Here is a 16,655-nt window from a genome sequence, read left to right as displayed (position 1 = left end):
GGAACGCTCCAGCGAGGCCCTTTCACGCCCTCGCGCCGTCCGGTGTCGGCTCCGATACCGGGGCCGACGAGCGCCTCGCCGACCCCTTCGCGCGACGTTTCCTCCCGCTTCTTCTCAGCCGCGACGGCGCCTCGCGCGGGCCACCGCGAACGCGAGCGCGCCGAGCCCGGCTCCGAGCGCCCACTTCCCGGTGGACGAGGTGGAGTCGGAGCCTACAACCGCGCACCCGCACCCACTCTCGGCGTCTTCGCCCGACGCACCCGGGACGCCACCGTCCGGCGTCGTTCCTCCTCCGCCACCACCACCACCGCCCCCGCCACCACCGCCACCACCCCCGTCCGCGGACGGCCCCCCGTCGGGCCCGGCGTCCGCCTTGGCCTCGCACTCCGGATCGGGGACGACCGTCTTCGGGAAGATCCGGAGGACGCGCGAGTTCGCGCCTACCCCGAGGATGGCGACGTAGAGGCCGCCGTCGGTTCCGCTCACGATGTCGACCGGGCCGGTGTTGGCAGCTCCCGCGAACGTCGCGAACACCTTCCGCGACGCCTCGACGAGGCCATCTCGGTTGGGTGTGGTCGCCATCGAGTAGAGCTTCAACGTCTCGTAGTCGGCGTAGAAGTACGTGCCTCGCCACGCCTTGGGGAAGGCGCAGCTGTCGGCGATGTACCCGCCCGTGATCGACTCGCAGTCACGCGGGTTGTGCGTGCACACGTGGGCGGGCTCGACGCAATCTCCCGTGCGAGGAACGACCTCGCTGCACTTCGCGGGCGGGTTCGGCCCGGAGCCCGGGCTCCCCGACTTGCCCTCGATGAAGGGCCACCCGAAGTGCTGGCCCGGGGTCTTGATGATGTCGACCTCTTCGTACGTGACCTCGCCGACGTCACCGACCCACACGAAGCCAGTCTTCGGGTCGGTCCAGATGCGGAAGGGGTTGCGGAACCCCGCGGCGTAGATGTCCTTCCGGACGGGCTCGGTCGTGGTCGGGAGCGTCGCGCTCGCTTCGCGCACGCACTCCCCCGAGGGCAGAGGTTTGCCCGTGATCGCGCCGGTGGCGTTGACGAAGGGGTTCGTCGGGGGAATCGTCCCGTCGACGGCCACCCGGAGCACCTTGCCCGTCGCCACGTTCATCGCCGTGCCACGGAGGTTCCTGTGGAGGCCCGTGGCGGGCACGCTCTCGTTGCAGCCGTTGTCGCCCACGCCCACGTAGAGGTAGCCGTCGGGGCCGAACGAGAGGCCGCCGCCGTCGTGGTTGGCCGGCGCCGTGATGTTGGCGACGAGCACCTTCTCGCTCGCGAAGTCGACCGTGTCGTCGGGGTTCAGCTTGAAGCTCGAGACGTTGATGCGGTTCTCGGGCGTGCCGCCGACCGAGTTCGCGCGCGTCCAGTAGACGACGATCCTTCGGCTCGTCGCGAAGTCGGGCTGCACGGCGACCCCGAGCAAGCCCTGCTCCGACGTGGTCGTGACCGGGAAGGTGTAGAGGGTGCGGATGGTGCCGTTCGCCTCACGGATCTTGAGCGCGCCCGTCTTCTCGCCGATGAGCATGCGCCCGTCCGGCAAGAACCGGATCGTCGTGATGAGCGCGGTGTCGCTCGCGACGTAGTCGGTGATCGTGAAGAGGTCGTCCGGGTCACCGGCCGAGAGGGTGTCGCCCGGTGCGGCGAGCGCGGTGTGCGTGAAGAGACCGAGAAGACCGAGCGTCGCGGCGAACGTGAGCTTCTTCATGGCGGGTACTATGCCGCGCCACGAGGGCCTTGTCCGCCCCGAACACCGGCGCGAGCGTACCGGACGCGCACCGCACGGCCGAGCTCGTCCCTCGAGAGAGCTCGCCTCGTGCCTCGGTACGCTCTCGCGGAGACACGGCGATGTAGTGCCCAGGGACGGAATCGAACCGCCGACACGGGGATTTTCAATCCCCTGCTCTACCAACTGAGCTACCTGGGCGGGCAGCGAAAGTGTGTATCGCCCGGACCCGGCGCCCTTGTCAAGCCTCTCTCGCGCGGGGTTTCGAGGCGGCGTGGCTTTTCCCGGACGAGCGGGCCACGGTCCTTTGCCCCACGCCCCACCGAGGGTAGATCTCGCCCATGGCGATGAACGTGCTCGTGACCGGAGGTGCCGGCTTCATCGGATCCCACCTCGTGACCCGCCTCGTGCGCGACGGGCACTCCGTGCGTGTGCTCGACAACCTCACGACAGGCAAGCAAGAGAACCTCGCCGAGGTCGCGGGCGACGTCGACCTGCACGTGGGGGACATCCGCGACGAGGGCGCGGTCGCCCGGGCGGCCGAGGGGCGCGAGCTCGTCTTCCACGAGGCGGCGATCGTGAGCGTGCCCTACTCGGTCGAGCACCCGAGAGAGACCCACGCCGTCAACGTGCAGGGCACCCTCAACGTGGCCCTCGCGGCTCGCGACGCGGGCGCGCGGCGCATCGTCTTCGCGAGCTCGGCGGCGGTCTACGGCGAGGAGCCGGAGCTCCCGAAGCGCGAGACCCACGTGCCGCGACCGGTCTCGCCGTACGGCGTCGAGAAGATCACGGGCGAGCACTACCTCCAGGCGTTCTCTCGCGTGTACGGCCTCGAGTCCGTGTGCCTGCGCTACTTCAACGTCTTCGGTCCCCGGCAAGACCCGTCGTCGGCGTACTCGGGCGTCATCAGCATCTTCGCCGACCGCGTCCTGCGCGGCGCGCCCATCACCATCTTCGGCGACGGGAGCGCCAGCCGGGACTTCGTCTTCGTCGACAACGTCGTCGCCGCGAACGTGCTCGCGGGGACACGAGCGGGGGTCTCGGGCCGGTCGTTCAACGTGGCGCTCGGCGAGCGCACCACCCTGCTCGAGCTCGCCGCGGCGGTGGGCGAGGCGTGCGAGGCTACACCGGCGATCGTCTTCGCCCCCGAGCGCCTCGGGGACGTCCGCGACTCGGTCGCCGACATCTCGCGGGCCCGCGAGGACCTCGGCTACGCGCCCACCGCCTCCCTGCGCGACGGCCTCCGGGCCCTCGTCGCAGAGCTCCGCTCCGGGCCACGTCGTTGACGAGGCCACCTGCCACAATGCGAAGACTTTTCGAGGATTTGCGCCCGAAAGCCGCCGTCGCCCCGAGCGCCTCCCCGAAATGATTGTCGGGCGAAGTCGAACCTTGATAGCTTTGGAGTCCTCATTCTCGTGAGCTCTCTCCGCCCCATCCTGCCCCTATGAACCACCCACGCGGATCGTTTGTCGACTTCGTCGAGCGACGGGTCGGTACGATGGTCAAGGAGAAATGGCGCATCGACGCCCTCCTCGGCACGGGCGGCATGGCGGCCGTGTACGGTGCGACGCACCGCAATGGGTCCCGCGTGGCGCTAAAAATGCTCCACCCGACGATGTCGATGGACCCGGCGCTCACGGCGCGGTTCCGTCGGGAAGGCTACGTCGCGAACACGGTCAACCACCCCGGTGTCGTCCGCGTGCTCGACGACGACGTGGCGGAGGACGGGTCGGTCTTCCTCGTCATGGAGCTCCTCGAAGGCGAGACCGCCGACGCGCGCGCGAACCGCCTCGGTGGCCGGCTCCCGCTCAAGGACGCGATCCTGGTGATGGACGCGCTGCTCGACGTGCTGGTCGCGGCGCACGCGGTCGGCATCGTTCACCGCGACCTCAAGCCCGAGAACATCTTCCTCACGAAGGACAGGCTCGTCAAAGTCCTCGATTTCGGCATCGCCCGGCTTCGCGACGCGACGGCGGCCTCGGCCTTCACCACGAACGACGGCACCCTCCTCGGTACCCCCGCGTTCATGCCCCCCGAGCAGGCGCGCGGCAGGATCGAAGAGATCGACGCCCTCTCCGACATCTGGTCCGTCGGAGCGACGATGTTCGCCCTGATCTGCGGCGAGATCGTCCACAACGCGTCGACGCCGAACGAGATCATGATCCTCACGGCGACGAGCCCGGCGCGTTCGCTCGGCGCGGCCGCCCCCACCACCCCCAAGGCCATCGTCGACGTCGTCGACAAGGCGCTCGCGTTCGACAAGGCGCAGCGGTGGAGCAGCGCAAAAGCGATGCAACACGCGCTCCGACAGGCGTCTTTCCAGGGGGGCTCGATGAGCATGCCGCCGCCGCCCTCGACCGAAGCGGGGGCGGGGCAAGGCGGCTTCACGTCGAAGCCCGCGCCCGCCTCCTTGTCGGGCGGCTACACGGCGCTCTCGGGTCCCACGCTCTTCCCGGGGGAGGTGCCCGCGATCCCCGGCGCAGCTACGCTCCCCCCTTCCGACGTCGCCTCCGTGTCCCGCCACCCGTCTTTGTCCGGCGGCCACTCGACGGTCGAGGGTGTGGCCTACAGCGAGGGTGGCAAGCGCAAGAACGCGGTCTTCGCGGCCTCGCTCGTCGGCGTCGCGATCGTCGCGGCCACGGCCGCCGTCGTGATCTCGAAGCGCATCGACGCAAACTCTCAGGGCACGCCCCTTCCGTCGGCTTCTGTCACGGCCACGGCCACGGCCACCGCCCTTCCCTCCGCGACGGCGACGTCCCAGCCGTCGACTCCGGCGCCACCGCCCACGGGCGACGAGAGCATCGAGCTCGGAGATCTCGACGACGCAGGACCTCGCATCTGGCCGACGGGCGGTCGCACGATCCGGCGAGACGGGGGCGCGAGCGACGGTGGCGCGCCGAAGGCCGTGATCGACGCCGGCGCCAAGCCGACCTCCGACGAGCCCAAGCCCGCAGACCCCAAGCCCGCAGACCCCAAGCCCGCAGACCCCAAACCCGCAGACCCCAAACCCGCAGACCCCAAACCTGCAGACCCCAAGCCCGCCGACCCCAAACCTGCGGACCCCAAGCCCTAACGGTCACAGGTTCTCCCGTCGTTTCGCGCACTTGCAAGGCACGCGCAAGATGTGGAAAAAAGAAGCGTACGGCTGACGGCTCAGGGGAGGCAGCGCGTCGCGAGGGACAGCACGGCGTCTTTTCGCCCTCCGTCGTGGAACGGGCTCCCGGGCGCGACGACGGCCTCGGCCGCCCTCCGGACGAGGGACGCGTCTCCCTTTTGGCACGCCCCGATCACGACCTGACGGAGCGCTTCGCGATGGATACGCGGCGTGGGCAGCGCCTTCGGGCCCGACGAGAGCGCGAGGGAGAGGGCGCCGAGGCCCTCGTCCACGAAGCCCCGCTGGAGAGCATTTCGACCGACGAGATAGAGCAAGAGCGCGTCGTTCGGGGTGCGCTCGAGCGCTCGGCCGAGGGCGACGCCGCCGACGAACGCGTCGGGAGAACGTTCGCGATCGCCCATCAAGAAGAGCCCGACAGGCTCCCGCAGCTCGACCCTCCGCGCGGCGAGCGCCTTCACCTCGAGGGTTCTTGCTTGGTCCTCGTCGAGCACGGCCTCTGCGAGCCGCGCGTACCGAGCCTCGGCCTCGGCGAAGGCCCCCTCGAGGAAGTCGGCGTCGGCGAGCGCCTCGGTCGCCCGATCGCGGAACGTCCGCGGGAGCGTGAGGTCGCGCTCGATCTCCTCGAGGCCCCGTCGTCCCCGGTCGTGGTCACGGTAGCGCCGCTCGACGTACGCGACCGACACTCGCGACGAGAGGTCCTTCGGGTCCTCGCGGAGCACGGCCGCGTAGGCGGCGAGGGCCTCGTCGATCTGGCGTGAGTCACGGCAGATGTCGGCTTTTCGTCGGAGCGCGTCGACCACGTGCGGGCATCGCCTGCCGAAGACGGAGGGCCGCTCGAACTTCGCCCGGGCGATCTGTTCGGCTTCCTTGGCGACCGTGACGGTCGCGAGCTTCTCTCGAAACCGCTGCTCGATCGTATCCCATGGCTCTCCCACGAGGGACTCGAGCGCCGTGCCCCCGTACCACGCGCGGACCTTGTCGGCCCCGTACGTGTCGATGGCCCACGAGACGAAGGCGCCGGCGAGCGTGTAGCTCTTCGACGACGCCTCCCCCAAGAAACCGAGCGAGAAGATGCGGCGCATGGGCGGCAAAATCCCCAAGTCCATCATGGTCTTGGCCCAAGCGAGATCGGTCACGTCGTCGTCGTCCGGGGAGCCGGCGACCGCAATCCCCTCGATGAGGCCCGGGTTCGGGACGAGCCCGCCGAACGAGCCCGCGACACGAAATGGCCCGTTCCCGAAGCTCCCGGCGACCACGTGCGCGAGCTCGTGCCCGAGCACCGGGTGCGGATACCTGTCCATCTGCAAGTACACCTCCTCGCGCCACGGTTTGGCGATGTAGGTGTGCTCGGCGCCCATGAGCCGACGTTTCTCGGCCGCGTCCCGGAAGAAGAACGCGGTGACCTTCGCGGGCCCCTTCGCGCCGAGGCGACGCTCCACCATGCGGAGGTCGTCCTCGCAGTCTTTTCGAAGGAGCCGCGCCTCCTCGGCCGAGAGCGAGCTCGGGAAGACGACGTCGCAGCGTTCGCCTCGGAGCGTGCCACCGAGCGCGGCCGTGATCGACGCACGCGTCTGGTAGTGGCCGAGGCTCGCCCCGCTCGCCGTGACTCCGAGGCTCGCGAGCGTGAAGAGCGCGCCTACGGCCAATCGCTCCCGAAAAAACGGGGTCTCACGCTTGGCGAGACCGAGCCGACCGCTCTCCGTTCGCACGAGCAACGAGGCGAAGGAGAGCACGGCGAGCACCGTCGCGAAGGTCCCGAGGCGGTAGGTGAGCAGCGGGACGCCAGGGTCGACGATGGTGTCGTAGAGGGTCCCCGAGAAGAACCCGACGAACGGGTCGTACGCGAAGATCATGGGCGACGTCACGAAGCGCCCGAGCGACACGAGGGCCGACGCGAGCGGAAGGCCCACGCCGAGCACGATGGCGACGGCGCGCGCGCGCTTTTTTCCATGCGCGATCTCGCCGACGACCGCGCCCCAGAGCCCCCCGAGGACCGTGCCCGTCCCCGCCGTCAGCGCGTACGTCGCGAGCCCTCCCGTGAGGTCGCACGCGCGGACACGAAGGCCGTGCGCGAGCGCGACGACCACCGAGACACAGGCGACGAGGACGCCGTACGAGAGCCCGGCCACCGCCTCGGCCGAAGGGGACCGCGCCGGGCGTGCCGCACGCGCTCGTGCCACCGCTACGGCCGCGACACTCGGGCACACGAGCCCCGAGGCGATGTCGTGCTCGTAGCCGACACCGCCGAAGAGCGGCAAAAACCCGACCGCGACGCCGACGCCCACCGTGACGCCGACGCCCCACGCGAGGGCGGGCCGGGCGCGAACGAGGGAGAGCACGTGCCGCACGACGGGCGCGCGACCTCGTGTCTCACTCGGCGCTCCGTTCACGGCTCTTCCGCGGGCTCCTCGGCCACGGGCTCCGGCGGGAGGAGCACGAGCGGGAGCACCTCGTCGACCCTGTGGACGAGGTGCACCTTGAGGCCCGCCAACACGTCTTTCGGCACGTCGTCGAGATCACGCTCGTTCTGGCTCGGAACGAGCACCTCGGTGATGCCCGCGCGATGGGCCGCGAGCAGCTTCTCCTTGATCCCGCCGACGGGGAGCACCGCTCCTCGGAGCGTGATCTCGCCGGTCATCGCCACCTCGCGTTTGACTGCGCACTGGAGCAAGAGCGACGTGACCGCCGAGAACATCGTGATGCCGGCCGACGGCCCGTCTTTCGGCGTCCCACCTTTCGGGACATGAAGGTGAAGGTCGATGGTCTTCAAAAACTCGGGATCGAGGCCAAGATCTTTCGCACGGCTTCGCACGAACGACATCGCCGCCTGCGCCGACTCCTGCATGACGCTCTTCAGATTTCCGGTCACGACCACGTCGCCTCGGCCGGGCATCTTGGTCGCTTCGATGAAGAGGATGTCGCCGCCGGAGGGTGTCCACGCGAGCCCGGTCGCGACGCCGGGGGCGCTCGTTCGCTCGGCGAGGTCCGGGAGGTACTTCGGGGCCCCGAGGATCTCTTCGACCTTCTCTTTGGTCGCGACGACGCGCACGTCCTCGCCCTCGGCGAGCTTCATGGCCACGTGCCGACAGACGCTCCCGATCTCACGCTCGAGACCGCGCACGCCGGCCTCGCGCGTGTAGTGGTCGATGATGGCGCCGATGCCCGACTCCTCGAGCTCGAGGCGCTCGTCGGTGAGGCCGTGGGACGAGAGCTGCTTCGGCCCCAAGAACTCGCGGGCGATGTTTCGCTTCTCCGACCGCGTGTACCCCGGCACCTCGATGACCTCGAGGCGGTCCCAGAGCGGCCCCGGGATCGTGTCGGGGTTGTTCGCCGTCGCGATGAAGGTGACCTGCGAGAGATCGAACGGCGTGTCGATGTAGTGGTCTTGGAACGTGCCGTTCTGGGCCGGATCGAGCACCTCGAGCAGGGCCGACGCGGGATCGCCGGCCACGTCGACGCCCATCTTGTCGATCTCGTCGAGCACGAAGACCGGGTTCTTCACCCCGACCTTCTTGAGCCCCTGGATGATGCGACCGGGGAGCGCGCCCACGTACGTGCGTCGATGCCCGCGGATCTCGGCCTCGTCGCGGACGCCGCCGAGCGCGATGCGGTGGTAGCGGCGCCCCATACTGCGCGCGATGCTCCTCCCGAGCGAGGTCTTGCCGACGCCGGGCGGGCCCACGAAGCAAAGGATCGGGCCTTTTTTGTCGGCGCGGAGCTTTCGCACGGCCATGTACTCGACGATGCGCTTCTTCACCTTCTCGAGGCCGAAGTGATCCTCGTCGAGGCACCTTCGCACGTCGACCACGTCGATTTTGTCGGGGGTCGATTTCTGCCACGGGAGGTCGGCGAGCCACTCGACGTACGTGCGCGTGACGTTGAACTCCGCGGACTGCTGGTGCATGCCCGACATGCGCCCGAGCTGCTTCCGCGCGATCTTCATCGCCTCCTCGGGGAGCTGGGCGAGCCGCACCTTCTCTCGGAGATCCTCGATCTCGTCGTCTTCCCCTTCGCCGAGCTCCTCGCGGATGCTCTTCATTTGCTGGCGCAGGATCTGCTCGCGCTGACTTTTGCCCTCGTCCGCCACCATGGTCGAGACCTCGCGACGCACGCGGAAGAGCTCGAGCTGACGCTGGACGATCTGGGCGACCGCACCGACGCGCGCCTTCACGTCGAAGGTCTCGAGGATCACCTGGCGATCGGGCACGTTGGCCTGATCGCTCGTGAGGTTCGAGGTGATGAGGTCGGCGAGGCTCCCGGCCTCACGGACGTTGTCGAGCACCCCTTGGGTCTCCTTGGGGAGGTTCGGCATGAGCCCGAGCAGCTCGCGGGTCGCGTCACGGAGCTGGTTCGCGGCGCGGTCGAGCTCGGGGTCGCGCTCGAGATCCTCCGAGATGCGCCGCACCTTGGCGCGCATGTAGGGCTCGATGCCGCTGCGTCCCACCAGCCTTAGCCGTGAGAGCCCGTGGAGCACCACGGAGTAGTTGGACGGTCCGAGGCGGATCACTTTCACGACACGCGCGACCGTGCCGACCTCGAAGAGGTCGTCGAACGTGGGCTCGTCGACGGCCGAGTCGCGCTGGCTCACGATCCCGACGATCGCGCGCTCCTGACCGAGCAAATCCTCGACGAGGCGGACGCTCCGCGGGCGACCGACGTTGATGGGCACGACGCTCGCCGGAAAAACCACGCTGTTTCTCAGCGGAAGGATGGGAAGGCTCTCGATCTCGAACCTTTGCTCTTGCGACAAGACGAAGCTCCTCGGCCTCGGGCGCGAAGGCCTGCGCCCATGATAGGCCCCGAGCCTAACGCGAAAGGCCCCGAGCGGAGAAGCGGCGCGTGCGCGTCGAGCCCCCTCTCCCGTCCTCGCCCGTCCCCCTCGAAGCGTGGCTCGCTTTTTGGTAAGCCTAGGGCCCATGAGCTGCGCGTCGACACGAACGTCCTCCGCCCGACCGAGCCCGTGGTGCGCCGTAGGCATCGCCGTGGCGCTGCTGACGTCGGCCACGGTCGGCTGCGCAGGGGCTCACGCCGAAGACCCTCAGAGCGTGCTCCGCGCCTACGCGGCGGCGCTGCAGGACGGCCGCTCCGACGACGCGTACCGCCTCCTCAGCGACGACGCACGACGGGGGGTCTCGCTCGAGGCGTTTCGGCGCATGGTGAAGGACAACCCCGAGGAGGTGCGCGAAATCGGCCGCGCCTTGGCCCGTCCGACCGGCGCGCCCCTCGTGACGGCCACCGTGACCGGAACGAGCGGAGATCAGCTCGTCCTCGTGCTCGAGAACGGCAAGTGGAAGCTCGACCCGGCGAGCCTCGACTTTTACGCCCAAGACACGCCGAAGCACGTCGTCATGGGCTTCGTGCGAGCGCTCGAGCGCCGGCGCTACGACGTCATCTTGCGCTACATCCCCGAGGCGCGCCGCGAAGGGCTCGACGCCGAGCGCCTCCGCGCCGCCTGGGAGGGCCCCGACAAGGAAGAGATGCTCCACGTGCTCACGGCGCTGAAGCAGGCCCTCCCCACGGCGAGCATCGAAGAGACGGGAGACCGCGCGACCCTCGGGTACGGCGCCGGGACGCTCCAGCTCGTCCGCGAGCGTGGCCTCTGGAAAATCGAAGACTTCGATTGACGCGGCGGCAAGAGCCGAGCCGGGGTTCGCTCGCTAACCTCGCGAATCGTAAGCAGAAAGTGGCGCCGACCTCGGGGCGGGTGCGCCGTCGATTTGTTGCCCGGCAAGCGCACCCGTCGTGCGAGGATTGCATCGCGGCGGGCCTACGCCCGTCGAATGAGGACGCGCGGCCCTCGCGCTACTCTTTCCTTGGTGGAGGTCTCGCTCTCATGAAAACGAACATCGTGCTCCTCGCGTCCGTTACGGCTTCGTTCGCCCTCGCCGCCTGCCAGTTCCAGGCCGGCACCGGACCGCAGACGCCCGCCACCCCCGCCGCCCCCGGCGCGGGCACGACCCCAGGTCAGGCGTCCATCCCGGCGCCTCCGGCGAAGGCGCCCCCGGAGCGCGTCGCCAACATGAGGAAGATCGGCCTCGCGGGCGTCGTCTCCAAGACCCCGAAGATGAAGGACGTGCTCGCAGGCGGCGGCGGGACGACCCCCACCGGCCCCACGGCCCCCACCTCGCCGACCACCCCTCCGACCACGCCCCCCGCGCCTGCCGAGCCGGCCATCGTCACGGCGGCCACTCCCTTCGGCGGCGGCGACGCCAAAGAGGCGAACTTCCTCGGCTCGATCTACGAGATCACCTCGACCGACAAGCTCCACGACCTCGGCACGCTCAAGCCGATCGGCACCCTCTTCGCGAAGGAGCTCAACGTCCCCTCGGCGCCGTTCACCGAAGGGTTCGCCGGCGTCACCAAGAAGGCGGAGTGGTTCGCCATCCGCTACGAGGCCCCCCTCACCGTGACGACCGCGGGCGACTACGACCTCACCATCAACTCCGACGACGGCGCCGTGGTCTACGTGAACGATCAGAAGATCGTCGACAACGACGGCGTGCACACGGCCACCGAGAAGACGGGCCCCGTGCACCTCGACCCGGGCACGCACTCGCTCCGCATCGACTACTTCCAGGCCGCCGCCGGCCCCGTCGCGCTGCAGTTCTACTGCAACAAGATGGGCGCGGCGAAGGTGCTCTGCACCGGCAAGCTCTGATCGAGCGCACACGACACGAAGGCGGGGCCCTCTCGGCCTCGCCTTCGTGCGTTTTGTGAGCCGTACGCCGCCTACCCGGTGAGCGCGCCGGGGTGGATCGCAGGTGGCTTCACGTAGAGCGGGGTGAGGTCGGCGAGCGCCCTCCCCTCGAGCACGAGCCGCCCCAAGGTGGTCGCGCGCGGCACGTCGTAGGGCGGAGAGCCCTCCACCCGAGCCCCCTCGAGCCCGGGGAGCTCGCGGAGAGCGTGAGCGGCCTCCCCCACCAACACCACGGGCTCACCGAGCCCGGCGACGAGCTCGGCCACCTCTCCGTACACGACCGCCTGCTCGGCGATGACCAGCTCGCCCGAGGGCCGCTCGACCCGCACGAACACCTCGCCGCGCACGGACGGCATGACCGCGACACGGAGGCCTGGGACGCTCGGCGGAAGCGCCGCGGCGAGCGCGACCAACGAGCCTGCTCCGTACGCGCGCGCCGACGTGGCGAGCGTCACACCGCGAACGGTGGCGATCCCGACGCGGACGCCCGTGAACGAGCCCGGCCCCACGTCGACGACCCACGCCTCGACGTCCCCCGGCCGTGCCCCGACGGCGCGAAGGGCGTCGTCGAGGAGCGGCAGGAGACTCTCGCCGTGCGCGTTCGAGACGCGCCGAGAGGCCTCGTGGACCAGCGCGCCCGCCCGGAACACGGCGACCTGCCCGAGCGGGGAGGCCGTGTCGATCGCGACGAGCAAGCCCATGGTTCAGAGCTGCGCGAAACGACCGCTACGGAACGCCGCTTCGAGCAGCTGGTCGACGCGCTGGACGAGCTCGGGAGCGCGCGGATCGGGGGAAGCGCCGAGCGCGGCTTTGATTTCGTTGAGCGCCTTGAGCTGGCTGAAGAGCTGCACGTCCGAGAGCCCACCGCCCCCGGTAAGCACCTGGCGTACACGGTCGATCTCGGCCGCGATGGCCTCGACGCCGATGCCGGCCGACCCGACCCTCCGCGCCTGTGGGTGGTCGCGGTAGTGAGCCTCGAGCACGGGCGTCACGATCGCCTCGAGGATCGCGGCCTGGTCTTCGTTGTTCCAGGTGTGCTTGAGGACGAAGAAATCGCTCGCGTCGGGCTGGCTTCGGCCATCGAGGAAGGCGCTCGCCGCGAAGAGCTTCAGCATCTTCACGACGCGCCGGTCGGAGAGCGTCACGCCCTCGGCGCGGATCTGGAAGACGAGGCCCTTGTACTGGCTGAAGAACTCCCCCGAGAAGCGCATGCGCTGGGCCGAGGCCCGGTGAAGATCGTAGATCTCCCGGGCCGACGCGAGCGGCTGCACGGGCTGCTCGGTGATGCCCATGACCTCGTTCCGGAGGCCCTTCGTGAGGAGGTCCTGGAAGTGGTAGGCGTCCAGGTTGTCGCTGCGGATACGCAGGAGGAAGCGGTCGAAGATGGCCGTCAGGGTCTCGTCGGACGGCACCTCGTTCGAGGCCCCGAAGCACGAGAGGAGCGGGCACTTCAAGACGGTGCCGCCGCTCGAGTAGCGCCGCTCGTTCAAGAGCGTGAGCAGCGCGTTCAAGATCGCCGAGTTCGACTTGAAGACCTCGTCGAGGAACACGATCTCGGCCTCGGGGAGCATGCCCTCGATGCGGCGCTGGTAGCGCCCCTCGCGAAACGCGGCGATGTCGACCGGCCCGAAGATCTCGTTCGGCTCGGTGAAGCGCGTGAGCAAGTACTCGAAGTAGCGCGCCTGCACGAGGCGCGCGAACATGCGGATGAGCGCCGATTTCGCCGTGCCCGGAGGCCCGACGAGCACGGCGTGCTCCCCCGCCACGACCGCGATGAGCAAGAGGCGGATGACCTCGTCCTTGCCGAGGAATCGAGACTCGAGCGTCCGAGCGATTTGCTGGAGCCTGACCGGGAGCGCGTTCTGCTGCGGCTGCATCGTCGCGAGCGAGGCTATCACGCGAAAACCTCGCCCGTCACGGCAGCCTTTCGGCCCATGCTCCCCTATTTCTTCGCGGGCGCCGACGCGGGCTTCGCGGGCGCCGAAGCGGGCTTCGCAGGGGGTTTTTCCTGAGCCTTCTTGGGATCTTGCGGGTTGCCGTACGGATCGCGCACGTCGGGCGCGCCGAGGTGCATCGACTCGAGCTCGCGTTCGAGCTTCTCGCGGTCACCGACGACGACGACCTTCATCGTGCGCGGCGTGAGCCACTTCTGTGCGACGCGGAGCACGTCCTTCGCGGTCACTTTGGAGATGCGATCGACCCGCGTCGCGTACTCGTCGGCGGGGTAGTCGTAGACGACGAGATCGGACACGGCGTTCACCACGTCCCTCGCCGTCTCGAAGCGGGCCGGGAGCTGCTGAACGATGCCCTCCTTCGCGCCCTGAAGCTCGGCCTCGGTGACCTCTTGGTCGCGCATCTTCTCGAGCTCGACGAAGAGCTCGTGGATGGCCGGGGCCGTCTTGTCGGTCACGACCGCCGCGCTCGCCGCGAACGGGCCTGCACCTCGACGCATCGAGAAGTACGAGCGCGCGCCGTACGTGTACGCGTGTTTCTCCCGCAAATTCAGGTTGATCCGGCTCGAGAACATGCCGCCCAAGATGGCGTTCATGACCGTGATGGCGTCCCGGTCCTCGGTGCTCGCGGGCGCGCCCACCTGCGTGAGCGCGATCTGCGACTGCGCCGCGCGCGCCTTTTCGACGAGCACGAGGCGCGACTCGTCCTTCGGCTTCTTGTCCGCCTTGGGCGCCTCGGGCACCTTGCCACGCTCTCGCTTCGCACCCGAGAGCGCCCCGAACGTCCGCTCGAGCGAGGGCATGAGCGTCGTGTCGTTCACGCCTCCGGACACGACGAGCGTGAGCAGGCTCGGCACGAAGAGCTCTTTGTGAAGCTTCACGAGCGCCTCGCGGGTGACCGCCGAGACGTCGCTCGCCTCGCCCGAGAGGGTGTGGCCGTAGGGGTGCGCGCGGCCGTAGAGCACCGCGGCCTGGGCATTCACCATCATCGCGGAAGGATTGTTCTTTTCGGCTTGGATACCGGCGAGCCGGCGAGCCCTGAGGCGCTCGATCTCTTCCTTCGGGAAGGTCGGGTTCTGCGCGAGATCCGCGAGGAGCTCGAGGGCGACGTCGAGGTGCTCGCGGAGCACGTCGACCGAGAGGGCGCCCGAGTCCCAGCCGAACGACGCGTCGTGGTGCGCGCCGATCGCCTCGAAGTCGTCCGAGAGCTTGAGCGCCGAGCGGGTCTTCGTGCCCTGCTCGAGCATGGCGCCGAGGAACGACAGCGTCCCGGGCTTCGCCTGGGCGACGTCCCCCTGGCCTGCACGGACGACGAGCGACACGGACACGGTCGGAGTGGGGTGCGGCACGAAGAGCACGCGGATGCCGTTCTTGAGCGCGCGCTCTTCGACCTTCGGAGCGACGAACGGCCTGCCCGCGTCGCCCTTCTCGGGCGGTTGCGAACGGAACGGCGCGTCCGGGGTCTCGAGCGGGACCGGCTTCGGCTCGACCTTGGCGACCGTCGGCGGAGGCACCGTCGGCACGACCGGTGGCGGTGTTTCTCCACCGCAGGCGACGAGAGCGAAGGCCAGCGTGAGCGCGACGATCGACGAACGAGCCTTCATTTTGCACCTCCTCGCGCCACGTTCGTGACCTCTCCGGCGATGGGGGCCCCCTTCTTCGGCGCGACCAACGTCACGACGCGGGCCTTCGCGGGGAGATGGGCGTTCACGGCGGCCTTCACGGTCTCGGCCGACGTCGCCTCGTACCGCGCGAGATCCTTCGCGAAGTAGTCGGCGTCCCCCGTGTAGTGGAAGTACGTGTTGAGCAGGTTCGCCCTCGCGCCGACGCGCTCGATCCCGAAGATCGAGTCGGCGCGGGTCGACACCTTGGCGCGCGAGAGCTCGTCCTGCGAGATCCCACGGTCACGGAGCGCCGCGAGCTCCTCGTCCACGACCTTGAGCAGCTCGTCCGCCGTGTGCCCGGGCTTCGCCGTCGCGACGATCTCGAACACGCTCCCGAGCTCCATGGATGCCTGCGACGCGAACACGCCCTGCGCGATCTGGAGATCGTAGACGAGGCGCTTGTAGAGCCGGCTCGTCTTCCCGGAGGCGAGCGCTCGTGCGGCGATGTCGAGGTCGGCGTCCCCGGGCGCGAAGAACGCCGGCGTGGGCCACGACACGTAGGCCCGCGCGAGCTCCACGTCGGCCGAGACGTCGATGCGGGTCTCCCCCGAAAGCTTCGTGTCGATCGGGGCCTTCTTCGCGGGCACGGGCCGGTTCACGATCGGACCGAAGTACTTCTTCACGAGCTCGAGGGCCTTCGTCTCCTCGAAATCCCCCGCGAGGGCGAGCGTCGCGTTTCCGGGCACGTAGTACGTGCGGAAAAAGCCCTTCACGTCCTCGAGCGTCGCGGCGTCGAGGACCTTCGGAGAGCCGATCGTGAGCAAGTGGTAGGGGTGCTGCGCGGGGAAGAGCTCGGCGCGAACGGCCTGGCCCACGAGCCCGTAAGGAGCGTTCTCGTAGTTCTGCCGGCGCTCGTTCTTCACGACCTCGCGTTGGCTATCGAACGTGGCCTGATCGACGTGATCGAGCAAAAAACCCATACGGTCGCTCTCGAGCCAGAGCGCGAGCTCGAGGCGCGACGAGGGCACGGTCTCGAAGTAGTTCGTGCGATCTTGGTTGGTCGTACCGTTGATGCCCGAGGCCCCCACCTCCTCGAGGTGGCGGAAGAAGGTGTCCTCCGCGACGTGCTTCGACCCCTGGAACATGACGTGCTCGAAGAGGTGCGCGAAGCCGTTTTTGCCGGGCGCCTCGTCCTTCGAGCCCACGTGGTAGAACACGTTCACGCTCACGGTCGACACCCGGTGGTCCTCGTGGAGGAGCACGGTGAGCCCGTTCTCGAGGACGACCTTCTTCGCGGTGAGCGTGGCCCCGGGCACCTTCGGGAGCATCGTCGACTGCGGGGCTCGCGCCGAGGGAGCGGCGAGCGGGGCCTGCATCGGTTTCTCGGCGAACGACGGGGCCGCGAGGCCCACGAGGGGGAGGGCGAGGGCGAGCGCGAAGAGACGCGCGCGGCGAGAGGACGGCATGCGCTCTTGTGTATCGGGTCGGGTCGCCGTTGCCAATCCGCGCGGTGTTCATCGCACATTGGAGCCACGGCCCACGGTACG

At 69.2% G+C, this 16,655-nt stretch carries 11 protein-coding genes and 1 tRNA gene; 4 read left to right on the top strand and 8 right to left on the bottom strand.

All coding sequences use genetic code 11. The features are described 5' to 3' along the window. Window positions 1–114 precede the first annotated feature (114 nt). On the bottom strand, window positions 115–1,722 hold the full coding sequence (locus IPK71_18530) for a PQQ-dependent sugar dehydrogenase (GenBank protein ID MBK8215731.1): 1,608 nt from the start codon (window positions 1,720–1,722) through the stop codon (window positions 115–117). Between the two features lie 146 nt (window positions 1,723–1,868). Next, window positions 1,869–1,941 (bottom strand) — tRNA-Phe (locus tag IPK71_18525). 146 nt (window positions 1,942–2,087) lie between these two features. Here IPK71_18525 and IPK71_18520 point away from each other — a divergent pair. Further along, a complete protein-coding gene (locus IPK71_18520; GenBank protein MBK8215730.1) occupies window positions 2,088–3,026 on the top strand; it encodes an SDR family oxidoreductase in 939 nt (312 codons plus the stop codon). A gap of 212 nt (window positions 3,027–3,238) precedes the next feature. Further along, complete coding sequence (locus IPK71_18515; GenBank protein ID MBK8215729.1) at window positions 3,239–4,813, top strand: protein kinase; 1,575 nt, start codon at window positions 3,239–3,241, stop codon at window positions 4,811–4,813. 80 nt (window positions 4,814–4,893) lie between these two features. Here the strand turns inward: IPK71_18515 and IPK71_18510 are convergent, their stop codons facing one another. After that, window positions 4,894–7,245, bottom strand: a complete 2,352-nt coding sequence (locus IPK71_18510; GenBank protein MBK8215728.1) for a hypothetical protein — start codon at window positions 7,243–7,245, stop codon at window positions 4,894–4,896. Further along, window positions 7,242–9,773, bottom strand: a complete 2,532-nt coding sequence (lon, locus tag IPK71_18505; protein ID MBK8215727.1) for an endopeptidase La — start codon at window positions 9,771–9,773, stop codon at window positions 7,242–7,244. The genes IPK71_18510 and lon overlap by 4 nt, the downstream gene beginning before the upstream one ends. Here lon and IPK71_18500 point away from each other — a divergent pair. Both IPK71_18500 and IPK71_18495 read left to right on the top strand, forming a co-directional pair. Next, a complete protein-coding gene (locus tag IPK71_18500; protein MBK8215726.1) occupies window positions 9,772–10,479 on the top strand; it encodes a hypothetical protein in 708 nt (235 codons plus the stop codon). The two genes, lon and IPK71_18500, sit on opposite strands and share 2 nt — an antisense overlap. A 209-nt stretch (window positions 10,480–10,688) precedes the next feature. Further along, on the top strand, window positions 10,689–11,513 hold the full coding sequence (locus tag IPK71_18495; protein MBK8215725.1) for a hypothetical protein: 825 nt from the start codon (window positions 10,689–10,691) through the stop codon (window positions 11,511–11,513). 71 nt (window positions 11,514–11,584) lie between these two features. Here the strand turns inward: IPK71_18495 and tsaB are convergent, their stop codons facing one another. From tsaB to IPK71_18475, 4 genes are all read right to left on the bottom strand, one after another. Beyond that, window positions 11,585–12,253, bottom strand: coding sequence for a tRNA (adenosine(37)-N6)-threonylcarbamoyltransferase complex dimerization subunit type 1 TsaB (gene tsaB / locus IPK71_18490; protein ID MBK8215724.1), 669 nt, complete (start codon window positions 12,251–12,253; stop codon window positions 11,585–11,587). Between the two features lie 3 nt (window positions 12,254–12,256). Continuing rightward, entirely contained in the window at window positions 12,257–13,429 is a 1,173-nt protein-coding gene (locus IPK71_18485; GenBank protein MBK8215723.1) for an AAA family ATPase, read from the bottom strand. 65 nt (window positions 13,430–13,494) lie between these two features. Then, window positions 13,495–15,108 (bottom strand): insulinase family protein, encoded by a 1,614-nt coding sequence (locus IPK71_18480; GenBank protein ID MBK8215722.1) that lies wholly within the window; start codon window positions 15,106–15,108, stop codon window positions 13,495–13,497. Further along, complete coding sequence (locus tag IPK71_18475) at window positions 15,105–16,574, bottom strand: insulinase family protein (GenBank protein ID MBK8215721.1); 1,470 nt, start codon at window positions 16,572–16,574, stop codon at window positions 15,105–15,107. Before IPK71_18475 ends, IPK71_18480 begins: the two co-directional genes overlap by 4 nt. Window positions 16,575–16,655 lie beyond the last annotated feature (81 nt).

It is taken from the genome of Myxococcales bacterium (genome assembly GCA_016712525.1).
Lineage (GTDB): Bacteria > Myxococcota_A > Polyangia > Polyangiales > Polyangiaceae > JAAFHV01.
The sequence above is the reverse complement of the archived record's forward strand: the minus strand, read 5'-3'. Positions and strand labels throughout refer to the sequence as shown.